20 protein-coding genes are annotated in these 22,134 nt (G+C 41.7%); 10 read left to right on the top strand and 10 right to left on the bottom strand.

The features are described 5' to 3' along the window. The first annotated feature begins 4 nt into the window (after positions 1 to 4). Positions 5 to 1,663: a RagB/SusD family nutrient uptake outer membrane protein gene (locus CLV32_RS11005; RefSeq protein WP_133555345.1), complete on the top strand. Its 1,659-nt coding sequence runs from the start codon at positions 5 to 7 to the stop codon at positions 1,661 to 1,663. Positions 1,664 to 1,911: 248 nt separating this feature from the next. Continuing rightward, positions 1,912 to 2,937, top strand: coding sequence for an OmpA family protein (locus CLV32_RS11010; RefSeq protein ID WP_166641931.1), 1,026 nt, complete (start codon positions 1,912 to 1,914; stop codon positions 2,935 to 2,937). On the opposite strand, the gene CLV32_RS11015 is transcribed toward CLV32_RS11010, so the two are convergent. From CLV32_RS11015 to CLV32_RS11030, 4 genes are all read right to left on the bottom strand, one after another. Beyond that, a complete protein-coding gene (locus CLV32_RS11015; RefSeq protein ID WP_133555349.1) occupies positions 2,934 to 5,126 on the bottom strand; it encodes a response regulator in 2,193 nt (730 codons plus the stop codon). The two genes, CLV32_RS11010 and CLV32_RS11015, sit on opposite strands and share 4 nt — an antisense overlap. 80 nt (positions 5,127 to 5,206) lie before the next feature. Further along, positions 5,207 to 5,656 carry a hypothetical protein gene (locus CLV32_RS11020; protein ID WP_133555351.1) on the bottom strand — a complete coding sequence of 150 codons (450 nt, stop codon included), beginning with the start codon at positions 5,654 to 5,656 and terminating at the stop codon, positions 5,207 to 5,209. A 2-nt stretch (positions 5,657 to 5,658) separates the two neighbouring features. After that, positions 5,659 to 6,588, bottom strand: a complete 930-nt coding sequence (locus CLV32_RS11025; protein WP_133555353.1) for a heme-binding domain-containing protein — start codon at positions 6,586 to 6,588, stop codon at positions 5,659 to 5,661. Beyond that, complete coding sequence (locus tag CLV32_RS11030) at positions 6,588 to 7,067, bottom strand: Dps family protein (RefSeq protein ID WP_133555355.1); 480 nt, start codon at positions 7,065 to 7,067, stop codon at positions 6,588 to 6,590. The genes CLV32_RS11025 and CLV32_RS11030 overlap by 1 nt, the downstream gene beginning before the upstream one ends. Positions 7,068 to 7,387: 320 nt before the next feature. Between CLV32_RS11030 and CLV32_RS11035 the strand changes: the two genes are divergently transcribed. The 3 genes from CLV32_RS11035 to CLV32_RS11045 all read left to right on the top strand — a co-directional run bounded on the left by CLV32_RS11035 (position 7,388) and on the right by CLV32_RS11045 (position 12,276). Then, a complete protein-coding gene (locus CLV32_RS11035) occupies positions 7,388 to 8,944 on the top strand; it encodes a PepSY-associated TM helix domain-containing protein (protein WP_133555357.1) in 1,557 nt (518 codons plus the stop codon). 114 nt (positions 8,945 to 9,058) lie between these two features. After that, on the top strand, positions 9,059 to 10,372 hold the full coding sequence (locus CLV32_RS11040; protein ID WP_133555359.1) for an alpha/beta hydrolase: 1,314 nt from the start codon (positions 9,059 to 9,061) through the stop codon (positions 10,370 to 10,372). A gap of 98 nt (positions 10,373 to 10,470) precedes the next feature. After that, positions 10,471 to 12,276, top strand: coding sequence for an ATP-binding protein (locus CLV32_RS11045; protein ID WP_133555361.1), 1,806 nt, complete (start codon positions 10,471 to 10,473; stop codon positions 12,274 to 12,276). Here CLV32_RS11045 and lpxB read toward each other — a convergent pair. The 3 genes from lpxB to surE are packed head-to-tail and all read right to left on the bottom strand — an operon-like array spanning position 12,273 to position 14,423. After that, positions 12,273 to 13,388 carry a lipid-A-disaccharide synthase gene (lpxB, locus tag CLV32_RS11050; RefSeq protein ID WP_133555363.1) on the bottom strand — a complete coding sequence of 372 codons (1,116 nt, stop codon included), beginning with the start codon at positions 13,386 to 13,388 and terminating at the stop codon, positions 12,273 to 12,275. The genes CLV32_RS11045 and lpxB overlap by 4 nt on opposite strands. Continuing rightward, positions 13,385 to 13,654, bottom strand: coding sequence for a stationary phase survival protein SurE (locus tag CLV32_RS11055; protein ID WP_133555365.1), 270 nt, complete (start codon positions 13,652 to 13,654; stop codon positions 13,385 to 13,387). Before CLV32_RS11055 ends, lpxB begins: the two co-directional genes overlap by 4 nt. Continuing rightward, complete coding sequence (surE, locus tag CLV32_RS11060) at positions 13,647 to 14,423, bottom strand: 5'/3'-nucleotidase SurE (protein ID WP_133555367.1); 777 nt, start codon at positions 14,421 to 14,423, stop codon at positions 13,647 to 13,649. Before surE ends, CLV32_RS11055 begins: the two co-directional genes overlap by 8 nt. Positions 14,424 to 14,549: 126 nt before the next feature. On the opposite strand from surE, the gene CLV32_RS11065 reads away from it, so the two are divergent. Further along, positions 14,550 to 17,483, top strand: a complete 2,934-nt coding sequence (locus tag CLV32_RS11065; protein WP_133555369.1) for a M16 family metallopeptidase — start codon at positions 14,550 to 14,552, stop codon at positions 17,481 to 17,483. Positions 17,484 to 17,536: 53 nt separating this feature from the next. On the opposite strand, the gene CLV32_RS11070 is transcribed toward CLV32_RS11065, so the two are convergent. The 3 genes from CLV32_RS11070 to acs all read right to left on the bottom strand — a co-directional run bounded on the left by CLV32_RS11070 (position 17,537) and on the right by acs (position 20,125). After that, positions 17,537 to 17,905 (bottom strand): YybH family protein, encoded by a 369-nt coding sequence (locus tag CLV32_RS11070; protein WP_133555371.1) that lies wholly within the window; start codon positions 17,903 to 17,905, stop codon positions 17,537 to 17,539. A 76-nt stretch (positions 17,906 to 17,981) separates the two neighbouring features. Next, on the bottom strand, positions 17,982 to 18,167 hold the full coding sequence (locus CLV32_RS11075; protein ID WP_133555373.1) for a CsbD family protein: 186 nt from the start codon (positions 18,165 to 18,167) through the stop codon (positions 17,982 to 17,984). 62 nt (positions 18,168 to 18,229) lie between these two features. Next, entirely contained in the window at positions 18,230 to 20,125 is a 1,896-nt protein-coding gene (acs, locus tag CLV32_RS11080; protein ID WP_133555374.1) for an acetate--CoA ligase, read from the bottom strand. A 301-nt stretch (positions 20,126 to 20,426) separates the two neighbouring features. Here acs and rpmB point away from each other — a divergent pair, with 301 nt between their 5' ends. The 4 genes from rpmB (at position 20,427) to ftsY (ending at position 22,126) form a co-directional block, all read left to right on the top strand. Continuing rightward, a complete protein-coding gene (gene rpmB, locus CLV32_RS11085) occupies positions 20,427 to 20,660 on the top strand; it encodes a 50S ribosomal protein L28 (RefSeq protein WP_133555376.1) in 234 nt (77 codons plus the stop codon). 39 nt (positions 20,661 to 20,699) lie between these two features. Further along, on the top strand, positions 20,700 to 20,882 hold the full coding sequence (gene rpmG / locus CLV32_RS11090) for a 50S ribosomal protein L33 (RefSeq protein ID WP_008242799.1): 183 nt from the start codon (positions 20,700 to 20,702) through the stop codon (positions 20,880 to 20,882). A gap of 39 nt (positions 20,883 to 20,921) precedes the next feature. Further along, on the top strand, positions 20,922 to 21,086 hold the full coding sequence (locus tag CLV32_RS11095) for a DUF4295 domain-containing protein (protein WP_133555378.1): 165 nt from the start codon (positions 20,922 to 20,924) through the stop codon (positions 21,084 to 21,086). A gap of 77 nt (positions 21,087 to 21,163) precedes the next feature. Further along, positions 21,164 to 22,126 carry a signal recognition particle-docking protein FtsY gene (ftsY, locus tag CLV32_RS11100; protein ID WP_133555380.1) on the top strand — a complete coding sequence of 321 codons (963 nt, stop codon included), beginning with the start codon at positions 21,164 to 21,166 and terminating at the stop codon, positions 22,124 to 22,126. Positions 22,127 to 22,134 lie beyond the last annotated feature (8 nt).

Genomic DNA, 22,134 nt, shown 5'->3' on the forward strand with positions numbered 1-22,134 from the left:
AATCATGAAAAAATTTATATACGGTTCATTTCTAGCAGTTGCAATAGGTGCTGTCACCTTGTCTTCCTGCAAGAAAACACTGGAAGAATATAACCCTAGTAATTTTACTGCTGCAACCCTTTACACCAAAGCTACCGGATTCGAAACGCTGGTTAATGCAGCTTATACCTATAGCAGATTCTGGTATGGTAAGGAAGAAGGATTCCTGGCAGGAGAAATGGGCACAGATATCTGGACCAGTGCTGCAGGCGATCCATACCCTCAGTTTACGCAATATTTTAACTTTCAGGGAACTGCGGATCCACTTCCTTTATTATGGAATAATTTATATGCCGGAGTTAACCTATGTAATACAGGCATAGCTAGTGTAGCTGCCGTAGAAGATTATACGCCAGCTCAAAAAACAACAAGAGAAGCTGAATTGCGCTTTTTACGTGCATTTTACTACTGGCACATTGTAGAAACCTGGGGTGATGTTAACTTCACAACAGTGCCGACAAGTGGTGCCGTTACAGAGGCTAACCGCACACCAGTGGCTACCTTTTACAACCAGATTTTTGAAGATCTGAAATTTGCGGTGGCAAATGCTCCTGTTACAGCGACAGAATATGGTCGTATTACTGTACCTGTTGCTAAGGCATTTTTAGCGCGGATGTATCTAACCCGCGGCATGAATGCTGAAGCCTTTACTTTGGCAGACGATGTGATTAAAAACTATGGCTACGCTCTACAGCCTAAATTTGTGGATCTGTGGAACATGGGTAACCAGAAAAACAAAGAAGTAATCTGGGCGATTGACTATTCGACAAACCTGGCAAATAATGATTTGACGTCAACTACCTTCCCCAACGGCCACTACCGCGGCTCTAATAACGGACATATGATGTTCCTCATGGTGTACGATCAGGTTAACAGCGCGCTATTGGCCCGTGACATCAATAACGGTCGCCCTTTTAACAGATATATGCCAACGCTATCTTATATGAAAATGTTTGACCAGGCAAATGATTCACGCTTTAAAGGTTCTTTCCAAACGGTTTGGTATGCAAATAAAGCTGGAACATACAATGGTAATGCAATTAAAGTAGGTGATACCATTGCATATACACCAAACGCAACAATCCCTGTAGCACAGCAAAGTAAAAAATACATTACCTATGATCTTGCTAATGTGTACGGAACAAACGGTGTTCCTTTACAACGCAAGTTTATGGCATCACTATCAAAATTCAAGGATTCTACCCGTACCAGTGTTGCTGAGGCTCAAAGTTCGAGAGATGCTTTCGTAATTCGTCTTGCTGAGATGTATTTGATTGCTGCCGAAGCTAAGCTCAACACCGGAGATGCAACCACTGCTGCTACTTACCTTAACGTAATACGCACACGTGCCGCCATTACTGGACGTACGGCACAGATGCAGATCACTCCGGCACAGGTGACCCTTGATTTTATCCTTGATGAAAGAGCAAGAGAACTAGGCGGTGAGCAATTGAGGTGGTTTGACCTGAAACGTACCGGCAAACTGGCTTCACGCATCGCTGCCTTAAACCCCGATGCTGCGGTAAACTTTAAGGAGTACCACCTGATCCGTCCGATCCCTCAAACACAGATAGATGCGGTAACGAATAAAACAGTATTCAAACAAAATCCTGGATATAACTAATTCCAATAATTAAATGAAATTTCCGAAAGCGGGCTGACAAAATCAGCCCGCTTTTTTTGCATATACGCTGCTTTATAAACGCAAAAATCATTTTTGGGTAACCTTTCATTCTCAAACTTTATCTCGCTATTTGTGTTATAACCTTGAGATTTGAAATCTAGTAAAACAAACATCCTGCTTTGCTTATCAAAAACATGAACGCACCATTCGCTCCAATCAATCAAATTTTTGAACCAGCCCAACTTCTTATGAAAAATTTCCTGTATGTATGCTTCGCCGGAAGTATGCTTTTGACTGCATGTAGCAATAACGAAAACAAAAGCACCACAATTATCGAAACCAGCAAAACTGATAGCACCATAGTAACCAGAACCGATACTACTTCTGCAGGTGCATCTGCGGCATTTGACATCAATACCATCCCCGTAACCAGTAAAGAGATTGGCAAGTTTCCATATCTTAATGCTCCTGAGGGTTATCACTATAATGACGTTATTAAAAGTGATTTCGAAAATTTGCATTTTGCGATTAAGGGCCGCTTGACGGGGATTGAAGGGAAATCGTATAAAACAAATATTTATAAAAACAGGGACAGCGACACGCCATTTAGTCCGGAGCTGGTAGACAGAGCTTACAATAAAGCAATTACTGATCTTGGTGGTGTCCAGGTTTCGGATAAAATCCTTCCCGGAGAAATTGAAAGAATTGGAAAAAAAGTCTTGGAACAAGGTAACCATGCATATTCTATTATTGGCGACAATGATTATACCTTAAGTCATGTGCGCACCTATGTGCTACGAACTGCCGCTGCCGAAATCTGGATTGAATTAAGCCTGTACGAGGGTGGTGGCTATATCAACATCCTTCAAAAAGAAGCAGCAAATGTTCCTAAAGTAAGTATTATCAAGGCTGATGAGATTAAAAGTGAGCTGGATAAATCTGGCAAAGCTGTGCTGCACATTAACTTTGATGTAGACAAGGCATCATTATTAGCAGATGGTAAAGATGCAGTAAATCAGATCCTTCCAGTTTTGAAAAACAATCCTGATCTAAAATTATCTATCGAGGGGCATACCGATAATTCTGGCGCTGCCGACAAAAACAAAACCTTGTCAATAGCCCGGGCAAACACAGTGCTACAATCGCTTGTTCAATCTGGAATCAGCGCATCCCGTTTAAAAGCCACTGGCTTTGGTGCTTCAAAACCATTAACAGATAACGATACAGACGCTGGCAAGGCACAAAACAGACGTGTAGAACTGGTTAAGATTTAACCATTGTTGAGCGTATCTTGAAATTCTCTAGCTTCGCCTAGGGCTGCCGTACAAATGGCAGCCACATTATCAATCAGATCAGGGATTTCCAATGCATCTGACTTCACATATTCCAACTGATCCAACTGGTCTTCGAGCTGCGGTAACAAACCCATAATGGCCACTGTTGTTTTGAGGTTATGTGCAATTTGGTTGATACCAAAAATATCTCCCTCCTCATATTTTGCGCGTAGCGCTTCAAGATCCTGAGGAATCAATGTAATAAACTGTTGGGTTACTGTTTTTTCGTAAGCGGTATTTCCTTTGCTGATGGCTTTCATATAGCTCAGGTCGATAACCTTATACATGGAAATATCCACCGGACTAACGGCGTTGGGCTGACAATCCAGTTGGATAAACTTACAAATGAGTTTAAACAGGTCATCTTCATTAATTGGTTTCGAGATATACTCGTTCATACCAAAACTCAGGCATTTTTCCCTTTCTCCAGCCATGGCATGGGCCGTCATTGCAATTACAGGGATTTTAAGGCCCAGATTTTCCCGGATATGCTGGGTAGCTGTATAACCATCCATTCCCGGCATCTGGATATCCATGAGTACCAGATCATATTTCTGCTGCTTCAGCTGCGCTAATGCCGCAGTTCCGCTGGAAACAATATCAAATGCAGCATTCCATTCTGTCAGCAGATGCTTCATTAAGCTTTGATTCATCACGTTATCATCGACTACAAGGATCCGGAGCGTTTGATCCATATGGTTTGTGAGTAGACTGGCGTCGAAAACCGGTACCACATCCAATTGCTCTTTGGCAATTTCGTATGGGATAACGAAATGAAACTCAGTACCAGTAGTTTTGGCACTTTCTACTGTAATCTTTCCATCCTGCAGAACAACGAGGTTTTTAACAATAGATAAGCCAAGTCCTGTACCACCATAATTTCTTGTGATGGAATCTTCCGCCTGATTAAAGCGTTCAAAGATCCCTTCCAGCTTTGCCTGATCGATACCGATACCCTGATCTTTGATTCGGAAACCCAGCTCAAAAGTATTTTCACTGGACTTTTTACCAGATACCAGGATAGCTATCTGTCCACGTTCACTAAATTTTAGTGCATTACCGATCAAGTTAACGAGGATTTGTGTTAGCCGGGTGGCATCGCCGACCAATGTATCTGGCACATCAGAATCTATTTGACTGTGCAGAATCAGCCCTTTCTCCTTTACTTTCTCGCCAAACAGTGTCTCTATGGAGTGTACCAATCCACGGACGCTAAAAGGATTGGCTACAATGCGCATCATCCCCGCTTCAATTTTACTTAAGTCCAGGATGTCATTAATAATCGCCAATAGATTTTCTCCAGCTCCCTGTATTGATGCCACAAATTCTGCAGGCTCCGCCTCCAGTTTTTTTCTCTTGAGGAGATTGGTAAATCCAAGGATAGAGTTTAGCGGGGTTCGGATTTCATGACTCATATTGGCAAGGAAATTTTCCTTGACCTGTAACGCTTCGCGGGCTTTTTTTTCTGAATGATCGAGCTGGCTAATGAGTTGGTTCTTATGGTCAAACTGCCTGATGATAAACCAGCACAAGCCACCACTTACAAACAATAGGATAACGCTCAACCAATTCCCGTAAAATCGGGCAGTACGGCCACTTTTATCAATTTTAAGGCTGAGCTCTGTCATCAACTGCTGTCTGCTATCGTAGATTTTCTTCGTTGTAAAAGTAATCTCGTCCGAAATCTTTCTAGCGCCGGGGTTGGCAATATATGTGGTATCATCTACCCTACCCGTTTTAAGATAAAGATCCATTAATTTCTTTTTGATTTCAATTTTCTGGTTTGCAATTACCTGCAGTCTATCCAGGTATTTGGTAGTTCGAGCATCTCTGTCCGTTGCCTTTAACGTATCGATATAAGATTCCAGCTCCTGAATTTTCTCATCCACGCCATTGAGGTGCGAAGTGTCGTCTGTAGCGATTGCTGCGCGAATCCGGCTTTCTACACCAAGCATGTCGCGGTCTATGGTACGCAAATGGTTACTGAGGCGTAGTTCTTTTAAAAGTTCAGCATTCCCCTCCAGCAGCACCTGCATATTTTGCGCAGAAGTGTAGCGTAAAAATCCCAGGAAAAATGTGCCGAGAATAAAGGCAGCGACGATAAGATATTTGAACCGGTTATTGGTCATCGGAAAAATTTTAAATAATGATCTGCAGACTTCAGATGTGGTGCTAAATATAATGAAATTATTAGCTCGCTAAGGGCTATTTAAGGCGTTATTGCTGGCTGTAATGTGGATATATATTGTATTCGTTCTTTGTCAGTACCAGCCGATTTGTAAACTGCGCTGTTACCTTCCTGGAAACGAAAGTAGCTGGTATCGGTTACGCCGGAAGCTGGTTTCTGTATTTCCAGTCGCTCGGCACTAAGAAATTTTCCAGGAATTCTCGCGCCGAGCCAGTGTGAGTCTTCTTCCTGCTGCCAGGTAAGTAATATCCGGGTCTCTTTACCTGGTAGATATTTACCGTATAGCGTAGAGGTGGTATGCGCCTTTCTATTGAATGCTGTATTGATAACTCTGAACCCTTCCGGATTCCAGCTAAACGCCTTTGGAACCGCTGCTTTTATATTAAGTGATTGGTCTGAATCTGGCTTTGTGCGACAGGAAAGCATAAGCAGGATTGCTGGCAGCAGCAAGAGTTGCATGTTCGTTTTCATAATCAGTTTTTGATTGGTTGCGTAAATACAAAATCATTATTTTTCATGGGGCGGTGGCAGTTTACGCATTCGTTAGCGAAGTTAACCGTCTTACCGTAAGGCAACATTTCGGGGGTTTTGAATCGGGCGAAGCCCCAACCTTTTGTTGATGCATACTTACGCTGATCCTTGATCATATACTCCACCTGCTTAAAAACGCCTGTGGTTACATTGCCCGATGCATCTTCCAACTGATCCCATGCAACTTTGGCGAAGATGGTTCCGTCTGGCCAGGGACTTACACGATGTTCTTTGATGGCCTTTACTGCAACATCATTTCCATAAATAATGCGCATGGTACCATTGTCGTACCTTTCGGTAGTACTGATAGCCTGCCAGTTTTTATAATCAGGTATATAGCTTATACCATTTAATGCCATCGGAAGAGGAGCTGTCTGGATATTATCTATTTGGATCTTTTGCTTTGCCAGTGCATTGATTTTTGTGGTATCTCCAGGTTTACCATGGATACCAAGGGTCATGACATAATTTTTCAGGACTTGAAGATCTGCGCTGCTGATTTTGGCTGCAGGATGCACGAAAGTATACCCTTTAATAGGCATGGCTCCTGCCATTACCTGATTAACTGCTTCCCAGAGCTTTGCTTTCTGATCAGATACGGCGAGGCTATCCCAGGTAGAAAAATTCATCCCCGCGCGGCCATCCCTAACATCCGCCACAACTTGCCAGTAAGCCGGTGCAACCTGATCATACCAGCGCAGATTTGTCTCATTGGAATGGCAGTCGTAACACGCCTTTTTTAAGATTGCTTTTACCTGCATCGGCGCTTTGATGTCGCCGGTTACAGGTGGATTAAGCAAGGTTGGACGGATAAGTTGCATACCCAGTACTATACCAAGCAGTACAACTATTACTGTTAGCGTCCGTTTCATTAGGCATTTCCAAAATGTGCACGCAGCATCCAGGCCATTTCCTCGTGGGTTTCCATGAGTCCCGTGATATAATCACTGGTACCAAGATCCTTGTAAGTATTTGCAAAAGTATTGATGTTGCCTCTCAAGAAAGAAATGATACTTTCCTGATCTTCCAGCAGCTCCTTGATAAAACCAGCACTATCATTTTTCCTATCGCTGATTTCCGTTAAGTGTGTAAGTTGTAAGAATTGGCTTAGTGTTGCAGGGGCATAATGACCAATTTTGCGCATACGCTCAGCAACGCTATCCATTAGGTCGTCCAGTTGCTGGTATTGCGATTCAAAGAATAAATGCATGGCGTGAAAATCTGCACCTTCAATATTCCAGTGCGCGTTTCTCGTTTTTGTGTAAAGCACAAATTCATCTGCTAATAATTTAGCCAATTGATCTGCTACAGCTTTTCTGTTTTCTTCGGTAATTCCAATGTGAGTAGTCATATAATTTGAGTTTAAGGGTTTATATCCTGCAAACAGAATCCCTGTTGCCTGATGAATTAAAATTACGGCGAAAGGTCGGGCAGGCGGGTTAAGATTCGTTGAACAGGCGTTTTGAATCGTTAAAAAAGGTTAGAGGAAGTTGGCGGATCAGATTACGCTTTATCCATAGCAGGCAGCGATGAGCGACAGGCAGTAAAACTCCTGCTATAGCAATTTAGATTAATTCAAAATAACTTGCAGATTCAGTAATGAAGTCTTTACTTTGTTGACGAAAAGCCGTTAAATACCAGCGGTTCTGTCAACCTTTAAACGCTACTACATTGGGATTAAAACAAAAAACATTAAACTGGGCTAAACACCAGAAACGCTGGTTTGGTAAATGGCATCTATATCTGGGAATCTTTGCGGGTGCCATTCTTGCTTTTGTTGGTTTAACCGGAAGCATTCTTGTTTTTCAGGATGAAATAGACAGGGCGCTAAACCCAGAACTTTTCAATATCGGTGCTGCTCAGCATAAGATACCTTTTGATGAGATTATTCCCCTGATCAAGCGTAAGAATCCGGGTATTAAAATTGACTACTTAATGGATAAGGATGCCAATGACCCTAGATTAGCTTATCGCGTATTTGATTATAAAACTGAGAAAGAAACATTTTTTAATCCATATACCGGTGCCATCAGCGGAAAGCGTTTATATGAAAGCGGCTTTATACACGTGGTTACAGAACTACATCGCACCTTGCTGATTCCTGTTGCTGGCAGGTATATAGTTGGACTGGCCTCCTTATCCATGGTGATCCTGATCATTTCTGGATTGCGCCTATGGATTCCCCAAAAATGGAAACAATTAAAATCTGCGCTCACTGTACGGTTTTCCGGCAGTTTCAAACGTAAGAATTATGATTGGCATAACGTACTTGGCTTTTATTCCTCACCCGTTGTGGCGATGATTGCCCTGACAGGATTTTGTATCACTTTTTCAACCATCGTGATACCATTATTATTTGTCTTTAGCGGTAAATCCCCGCAGGGTGTAGTGCAGCTACTAGGTGCCAAATCTGCCTACCATAAAAATGCGGTGCCGTTACCTTTGAAAGATATTCTTGCTGTAAGCATAAGAGAAATTCCTGGTGGACGCATTGCAGGGGTAGCTTTTCCCACCGATCATCTTGGTACCTACCGCTTAGATATATTGAGTAAAGGAACCTTAGTTTCAGGTAAACGTGAGATGCTGATTGTTGATCAGTACACCGGTAAGGCTTTGCTAAACAGCAGAAGTGACTTCCCAAATGTTGGTAACGCCTATTTAAGTTGGATGACTCCAATTCATTTTGGAAGTTTTGGCGGACTACCCACGCAGATCCTGGCATTGATAGCCGGACTGATTCCGATTTCATTATTTATCACTGGGTTTCTGATCTGGTGGCCACGACATAAAAAACAGCGGGGGAATAGCAAGAAAACTGTTCAGCCAATAACGGATGAAATGTTAAAAGAAGTTAAAAAACCAGCCAGGTCAATCGTATCAGAGCACAGATATAAATCACTATGGACTTACTTCTTTGTGCAGGTTAAAGGCGGAATTTCCTACGCATCCATTGTCCTTTTAGTTACTATGTTGATGGGTGGGCTATATGGTCTGATCGCAGGTATTATCATTGAGCCAGCTGTGTTTGCACTAGCTTTCAGTGCCATTTTAGTATGCATGAACTTTATTTGTGCAATATTTGCCTTACTATTTAACACCGTCTTTCTAGTACCATTTAAAAAGGGAAAACAGAACATCATCCGTTACTTCGCGTGGTCATTTTCGTTCATGATACTTTATGCTGTTGCCTACACCCTGGTGTTAAATACGGGCATTAAGTTCTTCTAAAACCTAAGTAATTAGTTAAATGATTAATCAGGATTATAAAGAAATGCAAATTATGCTAACTTTGGTTTGCAAAAACACGCACAACCTACAATAACCTGATATACTAAACACAAAATGAAGAAATTTTTCATACTACTGGTGATCATGATGGCCACCACCTCTGCTTTTTCTCAAGGCATTATTTCACTAATGAACCGTTCGGACGATTTTTTCAAACTCATGAGTGAAGAAAAATTCAAAGAGGCGGTAGATTTCTTCGACCCATCTGTTCAGGCAAAAATCACCCCGGAAAGTCTGTACGAACTCTGGTCAAAACTAAATATGAGCATCGGTAAGTTCGAGGGTGCCGACGTGGTGCAAAGTAAAACTGAAGGTGAGTACGTTGTTGTGGTATTGGATGGAAAATTTGAGAAGGACACACAGCGGTTTATGATAGCCTATAACAAAACTGAAAAAATTGTGGGTTTTTTCCTTCAACCAAAAAATAACGCACCGGTTTATGCTAAACCAGCGTACGCTGATAGCCTGCTTTATAAAGAAAAAGAAGTTGCAATTAAAGGTACAAAAAGCAACCTCGTTGGTATTCTTACAACACCTACAAAAGTTAAGATCTATCCAATCGTAGTACTTGTACACGGTTCTGGTCCTTCAGACATGGACGAAACTGTAGGTGCAAATAAACCGTTTAAAGATTTAGCAGTTGGCCTGGCTGCGCAAGGCATTGCAACCATCCGGTATGTAAAAAGAACACTTGTTTATCCAGGAGAATTTAATGGCGCCTTTACGGTGAAAGAAGAGGTCATGAATGATGCCCTAGCAGCGGTGGAACTGACTAAAACGTTACCTGGAGTAAATAAAACGCAAATCTATTTATTAGGCCATAGCCTTGGTGGCATGCTTGCGCCACGCATGGCTGCAACCTCCCTTGCGCTTAAAGGAATCATTATTATTGCTGCTCCGGCCAAAAAACTTGCAGATGTTATGGTTGAACAAAACAACTATATGTATGCGCAAATGAAAGACACGACACAACGTCTTAAAACTGTACTGGCAGAAAACCTGAAAGAGGTAGACAAAGCAAGAATTACCAGCCTTGGCTCAATGAAGGCGGACTCTGTTATACTCGGGTTGCCAGCAAGCTACTGGATAGATCTTAATACAAATGATCAGGTAGCAATTGCTAAAAAGCTGACTAAACGTATCATGGTAATTCAAGGAGGAAATGATTTCCAGGTCACTGCAGATGACTATGCAATATGGAATGCTGCGCTGGGTAAAAAGCCAAACGTTATGATGAAGTTTTATCCGGAATTAAACCACCTGTTGAGTGTTCAAAAAGAAAAAGGAAATGCTACGCAATACCAGACGCCGGCCAATGTTTCGCCGCAGGTCATTACGGACATAGCAACCTGGATCAAAGCAAAATAGATTTCTTACACCTGCAGGTTCTATTTCCAGATAAAAGGAGCAGCATAGGCTTGCTTAAATCATGGGGTTTCCTATATTAGTCTGCAATTAGGGATAAAATGAAATTTTCTTACGTAGACAGACAGCTGGATAAGGTGCTGGGGAATGACCATGATCCTCTGAACAAGGAGCGTGTAAAATTCCTGATTAATCTAACTTTACTGTCCTCAGTAGTTGTTTTTATCACAATTCCCTTATACATGATCAGCGGGCCGATGATCCAGGTGTGGCGCTCTTGTATCGTATTGGTGTTCATGATTGGGATTGTGTATTCGTTACTGAGAAAGCCGATCTGGAGAAATGTATCACACGCCATGTGTCTGATTGTCAGTTTTGTGATCTGGTCTAATCTTTTGATTTTCGTCATGGCAATTAACATTGCTACGATACAGTTCACCTTACTCGTAATTATTTTTGCTTTTTATATGTTGGGCACCCGTTGGGGTGTTTTCTATGCGCTGCTAAACATACTGCCAATTTTATTTTATGCTGTATTCAATGGCAAGGAATACATCCATATCAATATTACCCCGAGGCAGCTCAGTACTCCGGCATTTATGCTGGTAATGATCAACAACTTCGTGTTGTTTGTATTTATGCATCACCACATTTTCACCAGTTACAACCTCACCATAAAAAAACTTCGCTTAAAACAGATTGAAGAAGAGCTATTAAATGCAAAGTTACTTGAAGCCATAGAGATTGCCGCGCAATCGTCGCGTTCAAAAACAGATTTCCTCTCTACGATGTCGCATGAACTCAGGACTCCCCTGAATTCGGTAATCGGCATGAGCAATATTTTACTAAAAGATCAGCCGCGGGATGACCAGGCAGAAAACCTTAATATCCTGAACTTTTCTGCGCAAAGTCTGCTAACGCTCATCAACGATGTACTTGACTTTTCAAAAATTGAATCGGGAAAGATTGAGTTGGAGCACATCCCATTTAGGATATCAGAACTGGTACAACAAATATCTTTGGGATTTAAAGTAAAGTCGGCCGAAAAAGGACTTACTTTTCATTTAGAAGTTGATCCCTTTTTAATCGACAAAGTTTTGATCGGTGATCCAACCAGGCTGACACAGATTCTGTACAATTTGCTCGAGAATGCCATTAAATTTACGCCTGCAGGAGTGGTATGCCTAAAAATTAATGCTATTGTCGAAAACAGCGACGTTTTGCGTGTAGAGTTCATAGTTTCGGATACGGGCATTGGGATTCCTGACGATAAAAAAGCGTTGATCTTCGAGCCGTTTTCTCAGGCATCTTCTACAACCACCAGAAAATATGGCGGCACGGGCTTAGGCCTCTCTATTGTAAAACATTTAATTGAAATCCATAACAGCCGTCTGGAGCTCACAAGCAGGCCTGCCGCCGGTACGACCTTCACATTCAGCATCAGCTATCAGATTGGTGATTCTATTACGCTGGCGCAACACGCTCCGGGCAGTAAGGTAACCGCACAGCAGCTGAGCAGTCTGAAAGTCCTGATTGCCGAGGACAATGCCATGAATATTTTGTTGATGAAGAAACTACTTGGACAATGGAACATCAGTCCTTATTTCGTCGAAAATGGCGCTGACGCTGTTGCTGCAGTAGAAATTCAGAATTTTGATGTTATTTTAATGGACATTCACATGCCTGTTATGGATGGCTATGAAGCGACGACCCTGATACGTGCTAATCCCGATCCACGGAAATCCAGTGTTCATATCATCGCATTGACCGCCTCAGTTTCCTCTAATGTTCAGGAAAAAATGGATAAAGCACGCCTGAATGATTACGTTTCTAAGCCTTTTAACCCCGATCTTTTAAAAGCGAAGTTAGAATCCATCTGTTACCAACAGCAACAGCTGGCAGATTAACGTAGATTTTTGAGATCAGCTACAATAAGCTCAGCAGTTTTTTCCGAAGCACCGGGGCTACCCATTTTCTTTGCCAGAACGGTATAGTCAGCCAACATCGAATCTCTTACATCACCTTTAACAATCTCTTTCAGGACCGTAGCAACGGTATCAGTTTCACATTGTTCCTGAATCAGCTCCCGTACCACCTGTTTATCCATAATAAGATTTACAAGCGATATGAACCTGATTTTCACCAGCATTCTGGCAATAGCGATAGAAATGGCTCCTCCCTTGTAAACTACTACCTGCGGCACTCTGAATAAGGCTGTCTCCAACGTCGCAGTGCCTGAAGCAACGATTGCAGCATGTGCATGATGCAGCAGATCATATGTTTGTCCGAAGATCAATGGTATAACTGGCTGTCCCTCTAAAAATTGCTTATAGTAAGCAGCATCAAAACTAGGCGCCCCAGCGATAGCGAACTGATAGTCTGGAAATTTATCGGTTATGCTCAGCATCACTGGCAGCAACCGTTCAATCTCCTGTCGCCGACTTCCTGGCAAAAATGCTATCAGCGGTTTATCATTTAGCCCGTGTTTATTTCTGAAATCAGGTTCAGCCCTAAACAACGAAATCTCATCGAGTAAGGGGTTCCCGACATAGTCAATGTCCATGCCCCAGCTTTTATAGAAGTCGACCTCGAAAGGCAAAATACAAAACATACGGTCAACATCCCTTTTGATCTTGAGTACTCGTTTCTGGTTCCAAGCCCATACTTTGGGTGATATATAATAATGCACCCTGATGCCCTCTTTTTTTGCGAATGAGGCGATCTTTAGGTTAAAGCCAGGAAAATCAATCAGGATGAGTACATCAGGATTCCATTTCAGGATATCTCCTTTGCAGAACTTCATGTTATTGAGAATAGTCCTGAGGTTAAGTAATACTTCGGTAAAGCCCATGAAAGCCATATCGGCATAGTGTTTCACTAACGTACCGCCTTCCGCCAACATTCTATCACCACCAAAATATCTGAATTCAGCTTCCGGATCATTTGCCTTGATGGCCTTGATCAGGTTGGCGCCATGGAGGTCACCGGAGGCCTCGCCTCCTATGAGGTAGTATTTCATGACTGGTTGACTTTGTAAAAAAAGAAGGCGAATGCCCAGATAAAGGTTGCACTGAGTACACCCCTGCCCAAGCTATCCTTCTGTTGTTTAAAAAATATCTTGAGCAACACAGCATTTACCGCAATGCAGCCTATCAGGAGCAGATCGGCCTTTGCCAGAAAGGATACCTGATGCATGATGAACCAGACGATGCTGACCAACACCCCCGGCACGGCGATGCCGATGCCGAAACCTACAAATACCGAATCTTTAATAGCGCTAAACATCAAAAGTCCAGGTATTTAAAACAGGAATAGCGTGGTGCGCTGTAAGATCAAACTGTACGGGAACAACAGAAACAAAGTGATGTTCCAATGCCCACACGTCAGTGTCTTCCCCTTTATCAAAATTCTGAAAGACGCCAGTAAGCCAATAATAAGGGCGTTCGTAAGGATCTTTACGTTCGTCAAATTCCTCAGCCCATTTAGCGTTAGCCTGGCGACAAATCTTGATTCCTTTGATGTCGTCTCCTTTAGGAAAGTTAACGTTGAGCAAAGTTGCCTGTGGTAGCCCATGCTTAAGCACTTCTTCGGCAATTACTTTGATATACTTTTTACCAGGCTCAAAATCTGCTTCCTGCGAGAAATCATCGAGCGAAAAGCCAATGGAAGGAATAGATTCAATAGCACCTTCTACTGCTGCAGACATGGTTCCCGAGTAGATGACATTAATGGAATTGTTTAGGCCGTGGTTAATACCGGAAACACAAAGATCTGGTTTCTTTCCTTTAAATATTTTATTGACTGCCAGCTTTACACAGTCTACCGGTGTTCCCGAACATTTATACATCTCTACTCCGGGATAAAGGTCAACTTTATCAAAGCGGAGTGGCTTACCAATGGTAATAGCATGCCCCATACCCGATTGTGGCCCATCGGGTGCAACAACAACAACGTTGCCTAATTCCTGCATCACTTCAATCAATGCTTTGATGCCTGGAGCAGTAATGCCGTCATCATTAACTACCAGTATATTCGGTTTTCCTTGTTTTTTCATGAAAAAAATTCTTTAATCTGCTAAATGGCGCATTTAAAACCACCATTCGCGTAAAAATACGAGAAATCAATAGAAAGTTTAGGATTAATGTACATTCGGGTTATATTTGATTATAACTTAATAAACATGAAAAATAAACTACTATTAATTGCTGGCCTATTGGTTACAGGATCGGGCTTAATGGCCCAGTCCACACACCAGTGGAAAACAGCGACATCAGGGGGTTACACCTACAAATATGTGACCAACGACCCGACAAAATCGAGGTTTTACACCCTGAAAAACGGATTGACGGTAATCCTTTCACCAAACCCTAAAGAACCCAACATACAATTCAGGATGTCTGTGAGAGCCGGAAGTAATACGGATCCGAGAACACATACAGGACTGGCACATTATCTGGAGCATTTGTTGTTTAAGGGAACCGATAAATTCGGAACAACAGACTTCGCTAAAGAAAAACCATATCTGGACAAGATCCAGGCACTTTACGAGCAGTATAATAAAACTACTGATCCGGTAAAACGTAAAGAAATCTACGCACAGATTGATAAAACTTCAGGTGAGGCGTCTAACATTTCTATCGCGAACGAGTATGATAAGATGATGAAAAGTATCGGTGGTAACTCTACCAACGCCCATACTTCGGTAGAAGAAACAGTTTACAATGAAGATTTCCCTTCCAATGCTACTGATAAATTCCTGGCATTACAAGCTGAACGTTTCCGCAAACCGATCTTAAGGATTTTCCACACGGAGCTTGAGGCGGTTTACGAAGAAAAAAACAGAAGTCTGGATAATGATGGCAGTAAGCTTTATGAAGCTATGTCGAGCCTATTATTTCCAACACATAACTACGGACAGCAAACCACTATCGGAACTATCGAACACCTTAAAAACCCTTCGCTTGTAGAGATTCAGAAATACTACGACAAATATTACGTGCCGAACAATATGGCGGTAATCATGTCTGGTGACTTGAATCCTGATGAAATGATTAAAAAGGTGGATAAGTCTTTTGCTTACATGCAATCTAAACCACTAGCGCTTTACAACCCGGCACCTGAGAAACCACTAACATCCATTCAAACAGTTGATGTGTATGGTCCGAGTGCAGAAAGCTTGCAGATTTTTTATCGTGGCTATGCACAAAACAGCAAAGAAAGCTTAATGTTAGATTTGATTAGCAGCGTTTTATCTAACGGTAAAGCAGGTCTGATTGATATTAACCTGAATAAACAACAAAAAGTGTTGAGAGCTGGCGCAGGTTATCAGCAAATGAAAGATTACGGAATGTTTTATTTATCGGCTACCCCTAAAACAGGCCAGACGCTGGAACAAGCCAAAGGTCTTTTAATGGAGCAGATTGATCTGCTTAAAAAAGGAGCTTTTGATGCTAGCCTGATTAAAGCAACAGTGGCAAACACCAAGCTTAGCCTGATCACTGCGTTTGACAACAATAATTTCCGTGCTGAAACTGCTTCAAATGAATTTATATTAAGTCGCGGTGCCGATTGGGATAAATCATTGAATGGACCTGATGACATGGCTAAAGTTACCAAACAGCAGATTGTTGATTTTGCCAATAAATTCTTCGGCGACAATTATGTTGTTGGATACAAACATAAAGGGGAAGACAAAAATGCCATGAAAGTGGAGAAGCCTTTAATCACGCCAATTAACCCTAATGCAAACGCGATTTCGGATTTCACTAAGAGCATCGTTGCGATGCCTGTAAAACCTATTCAGCCTAAATTTTTGGATTACAAAAAGGACCTGAATTTTGGCAAATCTGGCATTGCCGATGTAATTACTATCCAAAATACGGATAACGGTTTGTTCCGTATGACGTACCGTTTTGATATGGGCGCTTATAACTACAAATTGTTACCTTATGCTGCACAATACCTGAACTTCCTGAGCACCGACAAATACAGTGCTGAAGAAATCAGTAAGCAGTTTTACAATATCGCTTGTAATTACAATATGAGCGTAGGTAATGAAATCGTAACGATCAATGTAAGCGGATTACAGGAAAACTTTAATCAGGCTGTAAGTCTTGTTGAGCATGTGCTTGCCAACTGCAAGCCTAATGAGCAGGCTTTAGTTGAGCTTAAAGCAAGTATCTTAAAAGCAAGAGCCAACACGAAACTAAACAAGGCAGCTATTTTGGGTGGTTTAGTTACCTACGCGCAATTTGGAGCTAAAAACCCGTTAAATACTACGCTGACAAATGATGAGATCAACAAAATCACATCTGAGCAATTGATGTATATCCTGCACAACATCAGCAACTACAAGCACACGATTACTTATTACGGTCCTAAAACGCTGGCTGATTTTCAGGTAGAAATCAAGAAGCTGCATGCATTGCCTAAAGAATTTACTCCGGCGGCTCCTGCAGCTAAATTTGCTTATACAACCAATTCAGCAAACCAGGTGTTATTTGCAAACTATGATATGGTACAATCTGAGATCAGATGGGTACGTAATGATGGTGTTTACAACCCTTCGATGATTGGTACTGTTGACTTATTTAACAGCTATTTCGGTGGTGGTATGGGATCTATTGTATTCCAGACTATCCGTGAATCAAAAGCACTTGCTTATTCTACAAATGCTTTATATTCTTCACCAGATGCTTCAGCTAAAGATTACACGATGGTTGCCTACGTAGGTAGTCAGGCAGATAAGATGACTGAGGCAGTAGCGGGTATGAATGAACTGTTAACTACATTACCTCAGGTAGATAAATCTTTTGAAGGTTCGAAATCAAATGCATTAAATGCAATTGAAACGCAGCGTATCGTTCAGGATGGTATTTTCTTCAGATACTTTGCCGATCAGAAACTTGGTTTCGATCACGATTCAAGAATCGACAGATACAACAGCTTGAAAACGTTAACTTTTAACGATTTGAAAAATTTCCATGCTACACATATCTCGGGCAAGCCTTACACCTATTGTATTGTTGCTTCTGATAAGAAAGTAAAGTTGGAAGACATGCAGAAATTTGGTCCAGTAACTACATTAACATTAGAGCAGATCTTCGGATACTAGATTAATATACATATGGAAAGGGCCGGTAGGATGACTACCGGCCCTTTTTTATTTTAGTCCAATGACACATACAGCTCCGATTGGGTGAGCCACCTGCCATTCACTTTTTTCCACATCGCTGCATAGTTACCGCGGTAAGGCGCCGTTTTATAGTTCCATGTCCCTTGTTCCCAAGCAAGGTCTCCACGATCACTGATTGTAATCTCATTTGGTAGTCGTTCAAATACAGGGCTGCTTTGTGAAAACATATATTTCCAGTCTTTAATAAGTTGTGTTTTTCCTGTAGTATGACTTCCATCACCGGCAATCTGAACAAAATCCTGAAGCCAGTATTTCGCGACCCCAGCTACGTCTTTTTTTAAAATGCAAGCATTGGAGTCTAACCGTGCCGCTTTAATAAGTAGTGCTTCTGCTGATTCCATGTACAATGATACAGATTAAGGCAAAATAAAAAAAGGTGCCTTGAGAGCACCTTTCTATAGATTATGATCAAACAGTTTACAATGATTTCAGCCAGTCAATTACTTCATCTCTGGTTTTTCCTGTTTTCTGCTGAAGTTTTCCGTACAACTCATCATCTTTACCTTCTTCATGTGTCAAATCGTCTTCAGTAAGATCTCCGTAAGCTTGTTTCACTTTACCTTTGATCTCATTCCATTTTCCTTTTAATTCTAACTTATCCATGGTAGTATATTTTAGTTATCATTTGTTTGATACTAATAAAACAGCCAATGCCAGATTTTGTTTTATGCCTGCTTTGCTGCATCGATAATTTCGTCCACTACTGTCGGATCAAGCAATGTTGATACATCGCCTAGGTTGGCGGTCTCCCCTTCTGCAACCTTTCTCAGGATTCTACGCATGATCTTGCCTGAACGTGTTTTAGGAAGTCCTGATACAAATAGAATTTTATCAGGCTTGGCTATCGCGCCAATAACGCGTGTTACCGTTTGGAGGATATCCTTACGCGTAAGCTCTGCATCTTCATGGTGGTTAGGAAATATCACGAAGGCATAGATACCCTGCCCTTTAACATCATGCGGATAACCAACAACCGCACTCTCTACCACTCCGGCGTGCATGTTAATGGCATTTTCCACTTCAGCGGTACCTATGCGGTGCCCAGAAACATTGATGACATCATCTACCCTGCCAGTGATCCGGTAATATCCATCGGCATCACGCAAACAGCCGTCGCCCGTAAAATACAATTCAGGATAAGCTGAGAAATAAGTCTGCCGGCAACGGTCATGGTCTCCATAGAGCGTCCTAAGCATCCCTGGCCACGGGAATTTGATACATAAATTTCCACTCACATCATTACCATTGATTTCCTGCCCTTGTTCATCAACAAGAATTGGTTGCACACCGGGAAGAGGCAATGTAGCATACCCCGGCTTTGTAGGTGTAACAAAAGCGATCGGCGAAATCATGAGTCCACCGGTCTCCGTTTGCCACCAGGTGTCTACGATAGGACATTTGCCATGGCCTACTTCTTCATCAAACCAGTGCCATGCTTCTTCGTTGATCGGTTCTCCAACAGAGCCCAATACACGCAGGCTGCTTAAATCCTGACCCCGCACGGGATCAGTGCCAAAGCTCATTAACGACCGAATGGCTGTGGGTGCGGTATATAACGTGTTTACCTTATGTTTAGTAGTGATTTCCCAAAACCTGGAGGGTGTTGGATAGGTTGGCACGCCTTCAAACATAAGTGTAGTAGCACCTTGAGAAAGCGGTCCATAAACGATATACGAATGGCCAGTAATCCAACCAATATCTGCAGTGCAGAAGAAAACCTCTCCACGTTTATAGTTGAAGACATTCGCGAAAGTGTATCCTGCATACACCATATATCCACCTACGGTATGTACTACACCTTTTGGCTTACCAGTAGATCCCGATGTATACAATATAAACAACATATCTTCGGCATCCATTTCTTCGGCCGGACAGTGCGTGTCTACTAATTTAATCTCGTCCTCCCACCAGATATCGCGACCCTTAAGCATTGATACCGGCGTGCGTGTGTGCGTAAGCACGACAACTTTGCTTACAGTAGGACATCCGATCAGTGCATCATCAATCACCTCTTTCAATTGAATTTGTTTGGCTCCGCGAAAAGCACCATCAGCAGTGATCACCAATTTACACTGTGCATCGTTAATCCTATCGGCGATAGACTTAGCAGAAAAACCTCCGAAGATTACAGAGTGTACAGCACCAATGCGTGCACATGCTAACACCGCTACTGCCAGTTCGGGCACCATTGGCATATAAATGCAGATCCGGTCGCCTTTCTGCACACCATTCTTTTTAAGTACGTTGGCAAAGCGGCATACCTGCTCGTGAAGAATTTTATAAGTTAATGTTATACTATCACGTTCAGGATCGTTAGGCTCCCAGATAATTGCCGGATCATCGCCATGCTCTTCCAAATGCCTGTCGAGGCAATTTTCGGTAATATTCAGTTTTGCGCCTTCAAACCATTTGATATTGGGTTCCGTGAAATTCCATGAAAGCACTTTATCCCATTTTTTTCTCCAGAGGAAGTTGTCTGCTATACCTGCCCAGAAAGTTTCGGGCTGCTCCACGCTGAGCGCGTAGGTTTGTTCGTATTCTTCGAATGATTTAATTTGCATGCTGCTCGGTAATTGTATTTGGTCTTGAACTCAAATATAAACGATATAATCAATTGATTGATCCTTTTTATGGTAATAATACCGTTGATAAAAGCGGATTGTTTGCCTTGTTTTCAACCTTTTTAAGCAATTAAGAAAGAAATGATTACCTTTGCAATCCCGCAAGGGAAAAGGGGCTTCAACAAAAACAGAAATATTATAAAAAATATTCAGCAGCTACTTGCCGATTACAATTATTTTTCTGATATTTGCACACTCTTAAAAAAATTAAGCGACTTATAATTAACATATATTTAAAGGCATGTCTAGAGTTTGTGATTTAACCGGAAAGATGGCAATGAGCGGTTTTAATGTTTCTCACTCAAACGTTAAAACTAAACGTAAGTTTTATCCCAACTTACAACTTCAGAAATTTTATATTCCTGATGAGGATCGTTGGATAACACTGAAAGTATCTACTTCAGCTATCAAAACCATCAATAAAATTGGTATTACTGAAGCGATCAATCGTTTCATGAAAAAAGGGTATTTGTAAAACATTAGCTGATGTATTGTCAGCTTTAATAATAAAAAAATGGCAAAGAAAGGTAACAGAGTACAAGTTATTCTAGAGTGTACTGAACATAAAACTAGTGGCATGCCGGGTATGTCGAGATATATTTCTACAAAAAACCGTAAAAACACTACAGAGCGTTTAGAATTGAAAAAATTCAATCCTGTTTTGAAAAAGGTAACAGTTCACAAAGAAATTAAATAATACGTTTTAGTATTAACTAAAACACAATCTATTTAGATCATGGCAAAAAAGGTAGTTGCAACCCTAAAAACGGGTAAAGGAAAAGAGTATTCGAAAGTTATTACAATGACTAAATCACCAAAATCTGGTGCTTATTCTTTCAAAGAAGTTATTGTTCACAACGATCACGTTAAAGATGCTATCACCACTTCTCAGGAAGCTTAGTATTTTTTAATATTTAAATAATATTAGAGCCGTCCCTTCTTAATGGGAGGGCTTTTTTTGTTTTGTTAAACATTCATATGGGTCTATTCGATTTTTTTAAAAAGAAAGAAGCTGCTCCGGAAGCACAGGTTGCACTGGACAAAGGTCTGGAAAAAACCAAGGAAGGTTTTCTGAGTAAAATCACGAAAGCCGTTGCCGGGAAATCTACAGTGGATGATGATGTACTCGATAACCTTGAAGAGGTATTGGTAACATCGGATGTTGGCGTAACGACGACACTGAAAATTATTGACAGGATCCAGAACAGGGTGGCGAAAGATAAGTATTTGTCGACCACAGAACTGAACCATATCCTGCGTGATGAGATACAGTTGCTGCTATCGGAAAACAATAGCAACGACTTCCGCAATTTCGAATATGGGCAGCATAAACCCTATGTGATCATGGTTGTGGGTGTTAATGGTGTTGGTAAAACTACCACCATTGGTAAACTTGCACACAAATTGAAAGCAGAAAACCTCAAAGTTGTTCTTGGTGCAGCAGATACTTTCAGGGCTGCAGCTGTAGAGCAGATCAAGATCTGGGGCGAGCGTGTTGGTGTGCGCGTTGTTGCACAAAGCACAGGATCGGATCCTGCCTCAGTAGCATTCGACACACTCCAATCGGCTGTAGCCAATCAGGAAGATGTGGTCATCATTGACACGGCCGGCCGTTTACACAACAAGATCGGACTGATGAATGAACTTGGTAAGATCAAAAGCGTCATGCAGAAAGTTATTCCCAATGCTCCGCACGAAATTTTATTGGTGTTGGATGGATCAACAGGTCAGAATGCCTTTGAGCAATGTAAGCAATTTACGGAAGCTACAGATGTTAATGCCCTTGCGATAACGAAACTTGATGGCACCGCCAAAGGTGGCGTCGTGATCGGCATCTCCGATCAATTTAAAATTCCGGTGAAATACATCGGCGTAGGTGAAGGCATTAACGACCTTCAATTATTTGATAAAAAAGTTTTTGTAGATAGCTTATTCAACTAGGCTGCTGC

This window comes from Pedobacter duraquae, from assembly GCF_004362245.1.
In the GTDB taxonomy this organism is placed as follows: Bacteria; Bacteroidota; Bacteroidia; order Sphingobacteriales; family Sphingobacteriaceae; genus Pedobacter; species Pedobacter duraquae.

What these genes read in the sequence shown, in the direction of transcription:
- CLV32_RS11025 (WP_133555353.1), bottom strand. Translation starts at nt 6,588, where the DNA reads ATGAAACGGACGCTAACAGTAATAGTTGTACTGCTTGGTATAGTACTG.
- rpmG (WP_008242799.1), top strand. Translation starts at nt 20,700, where the DNA reads ATGGCAAAGAAAGGTAACAGAGTACAAGTTATTCTAGAGTGTACTGAA.
- CLV32_RS11020 (WP_133555351.1), bottom strand. Translation starts at nt 5,656, where the DNA reads ATGAAAACGAACATGCAACTCTTGCTGCTGCCAGCAATCCTGCTTATG.
- CLV32_RS11010 (WP_166641931.1), top strand. Translation starts at nt 1,912, where the DNA reads ATGAAAAATTTCCTGTATGTATGCTTCGCCGGAAGTATGCTTTTGACT.
- lpxB (WP_133555363.1), bottom strand. Translation starts at nt 13,388, where the DNA reads ATGAAATACTACCTCATAGGAGGCGAGGCCTCCGGTGACCTCCATGGC.
- CLV32_RS11015 (WP_133555349.1), bottom strand. Translation starts at nt 5,126, where the DNA reads ATGACCAATAACCGGTTCAAATATCTTATCGTCGCTGCCTTTATTCTC.
- acs (WP_133555374.1), bottom strand. Translation starts at nt 20,125, where the DNA reads ATGCAAATTAAATCATTCGAAGAATACGAACAAACCTACGCGCTCAGC.
- CLV32_RS11055 (WP_133555365.1), bottom strand. Translation starts at nt 13,654, where the DNA reads ATGTTTAGCGCTATTAAAGATTCGGTATTTGTAGGTTTCGGCATCGGC.
- CLV32_RS11045 (WP_133555361.1), top strand. Translation starts at nt 10,471, where the DNA reads ATGAAATTTTCTTACGTAGACAGACAGCTGGATAAGGTGCTGGGGAAT.
- rpmB (WP_133555376.1), top strand. Translation starts at nt 20,427, where the DNA reads ATGTCTAGAGTTTGTGATTTAACCGGAAAGATGGCAATGAGCGGTTTT.
- CLV32_RS11070 (WP_133555371.1), bottom strand. Translation starts at nt 17,905, where the DNA reads ATGGAATCAGCAGAAGCACTACTTATTAAAGCGGCACGGTTAGACTCC.
- CLV32_RS11095 (WP_133555378.1), top strand. Translation starts at nt 20,922, where the DNA reads ATGGCAAAAAAGGTAGTTGCAACCCTAAAAACGGGTAAAGGAAAAGAG.
- CLV32_RS11030 (WP_133555355.1), bottom strand. Translation starts at nt 7,067, where the DNA reads ATGACTACTCACATTGGAATTACCGAAGAAAACAGAAAAGCTGTAGCA.
- surE (WP_133555367.1), bottom strand. Translation starts at nt 14,423, where the DNA reads ATGAAAAAACAAGGAAAACCGAATATACTGGTAGTTAATGATGACGGC.
- ftsY (WP_133555380.1), top strand. Translation starts at nt 21,164, where the DNA reads ATGGGTCTATTCGATTTTTTTAAAAAGAAAGAAGCTGCTCCGGAAGCA.
- CLV32_RS11040 (WP_133555359.1), top strand. Translation starts at nt 9,059, where the DNA reads ATGAAGAAATTTTTCATACTACTGGTGATCATGATGGCCACCACCTCT.
- CLV32_RS11005 (WP_133555345.1), top strand. Translation starts at nt 5, where the DNA reads ATGAAAAAATTTATATACGGTTCATTTCTAGCAGTTGCAATAGGTGCT.
- CLV32_RS11065 (WP_133555369.1), top strand. Translation starts at nt 14,550, where the DNA reads ATGAAAAATAAACTACTATTAATTGCTGGCCTATTGGTTACAGGATCG.
- CLV32_RS11075 (WP_133555373.1), bottom strand. Translation starts at nt 18,167, where the DNA reads ATGGATAAGTTAGAATTAAAAGGAAAATGGAATGAGATCAAAGGTAAA.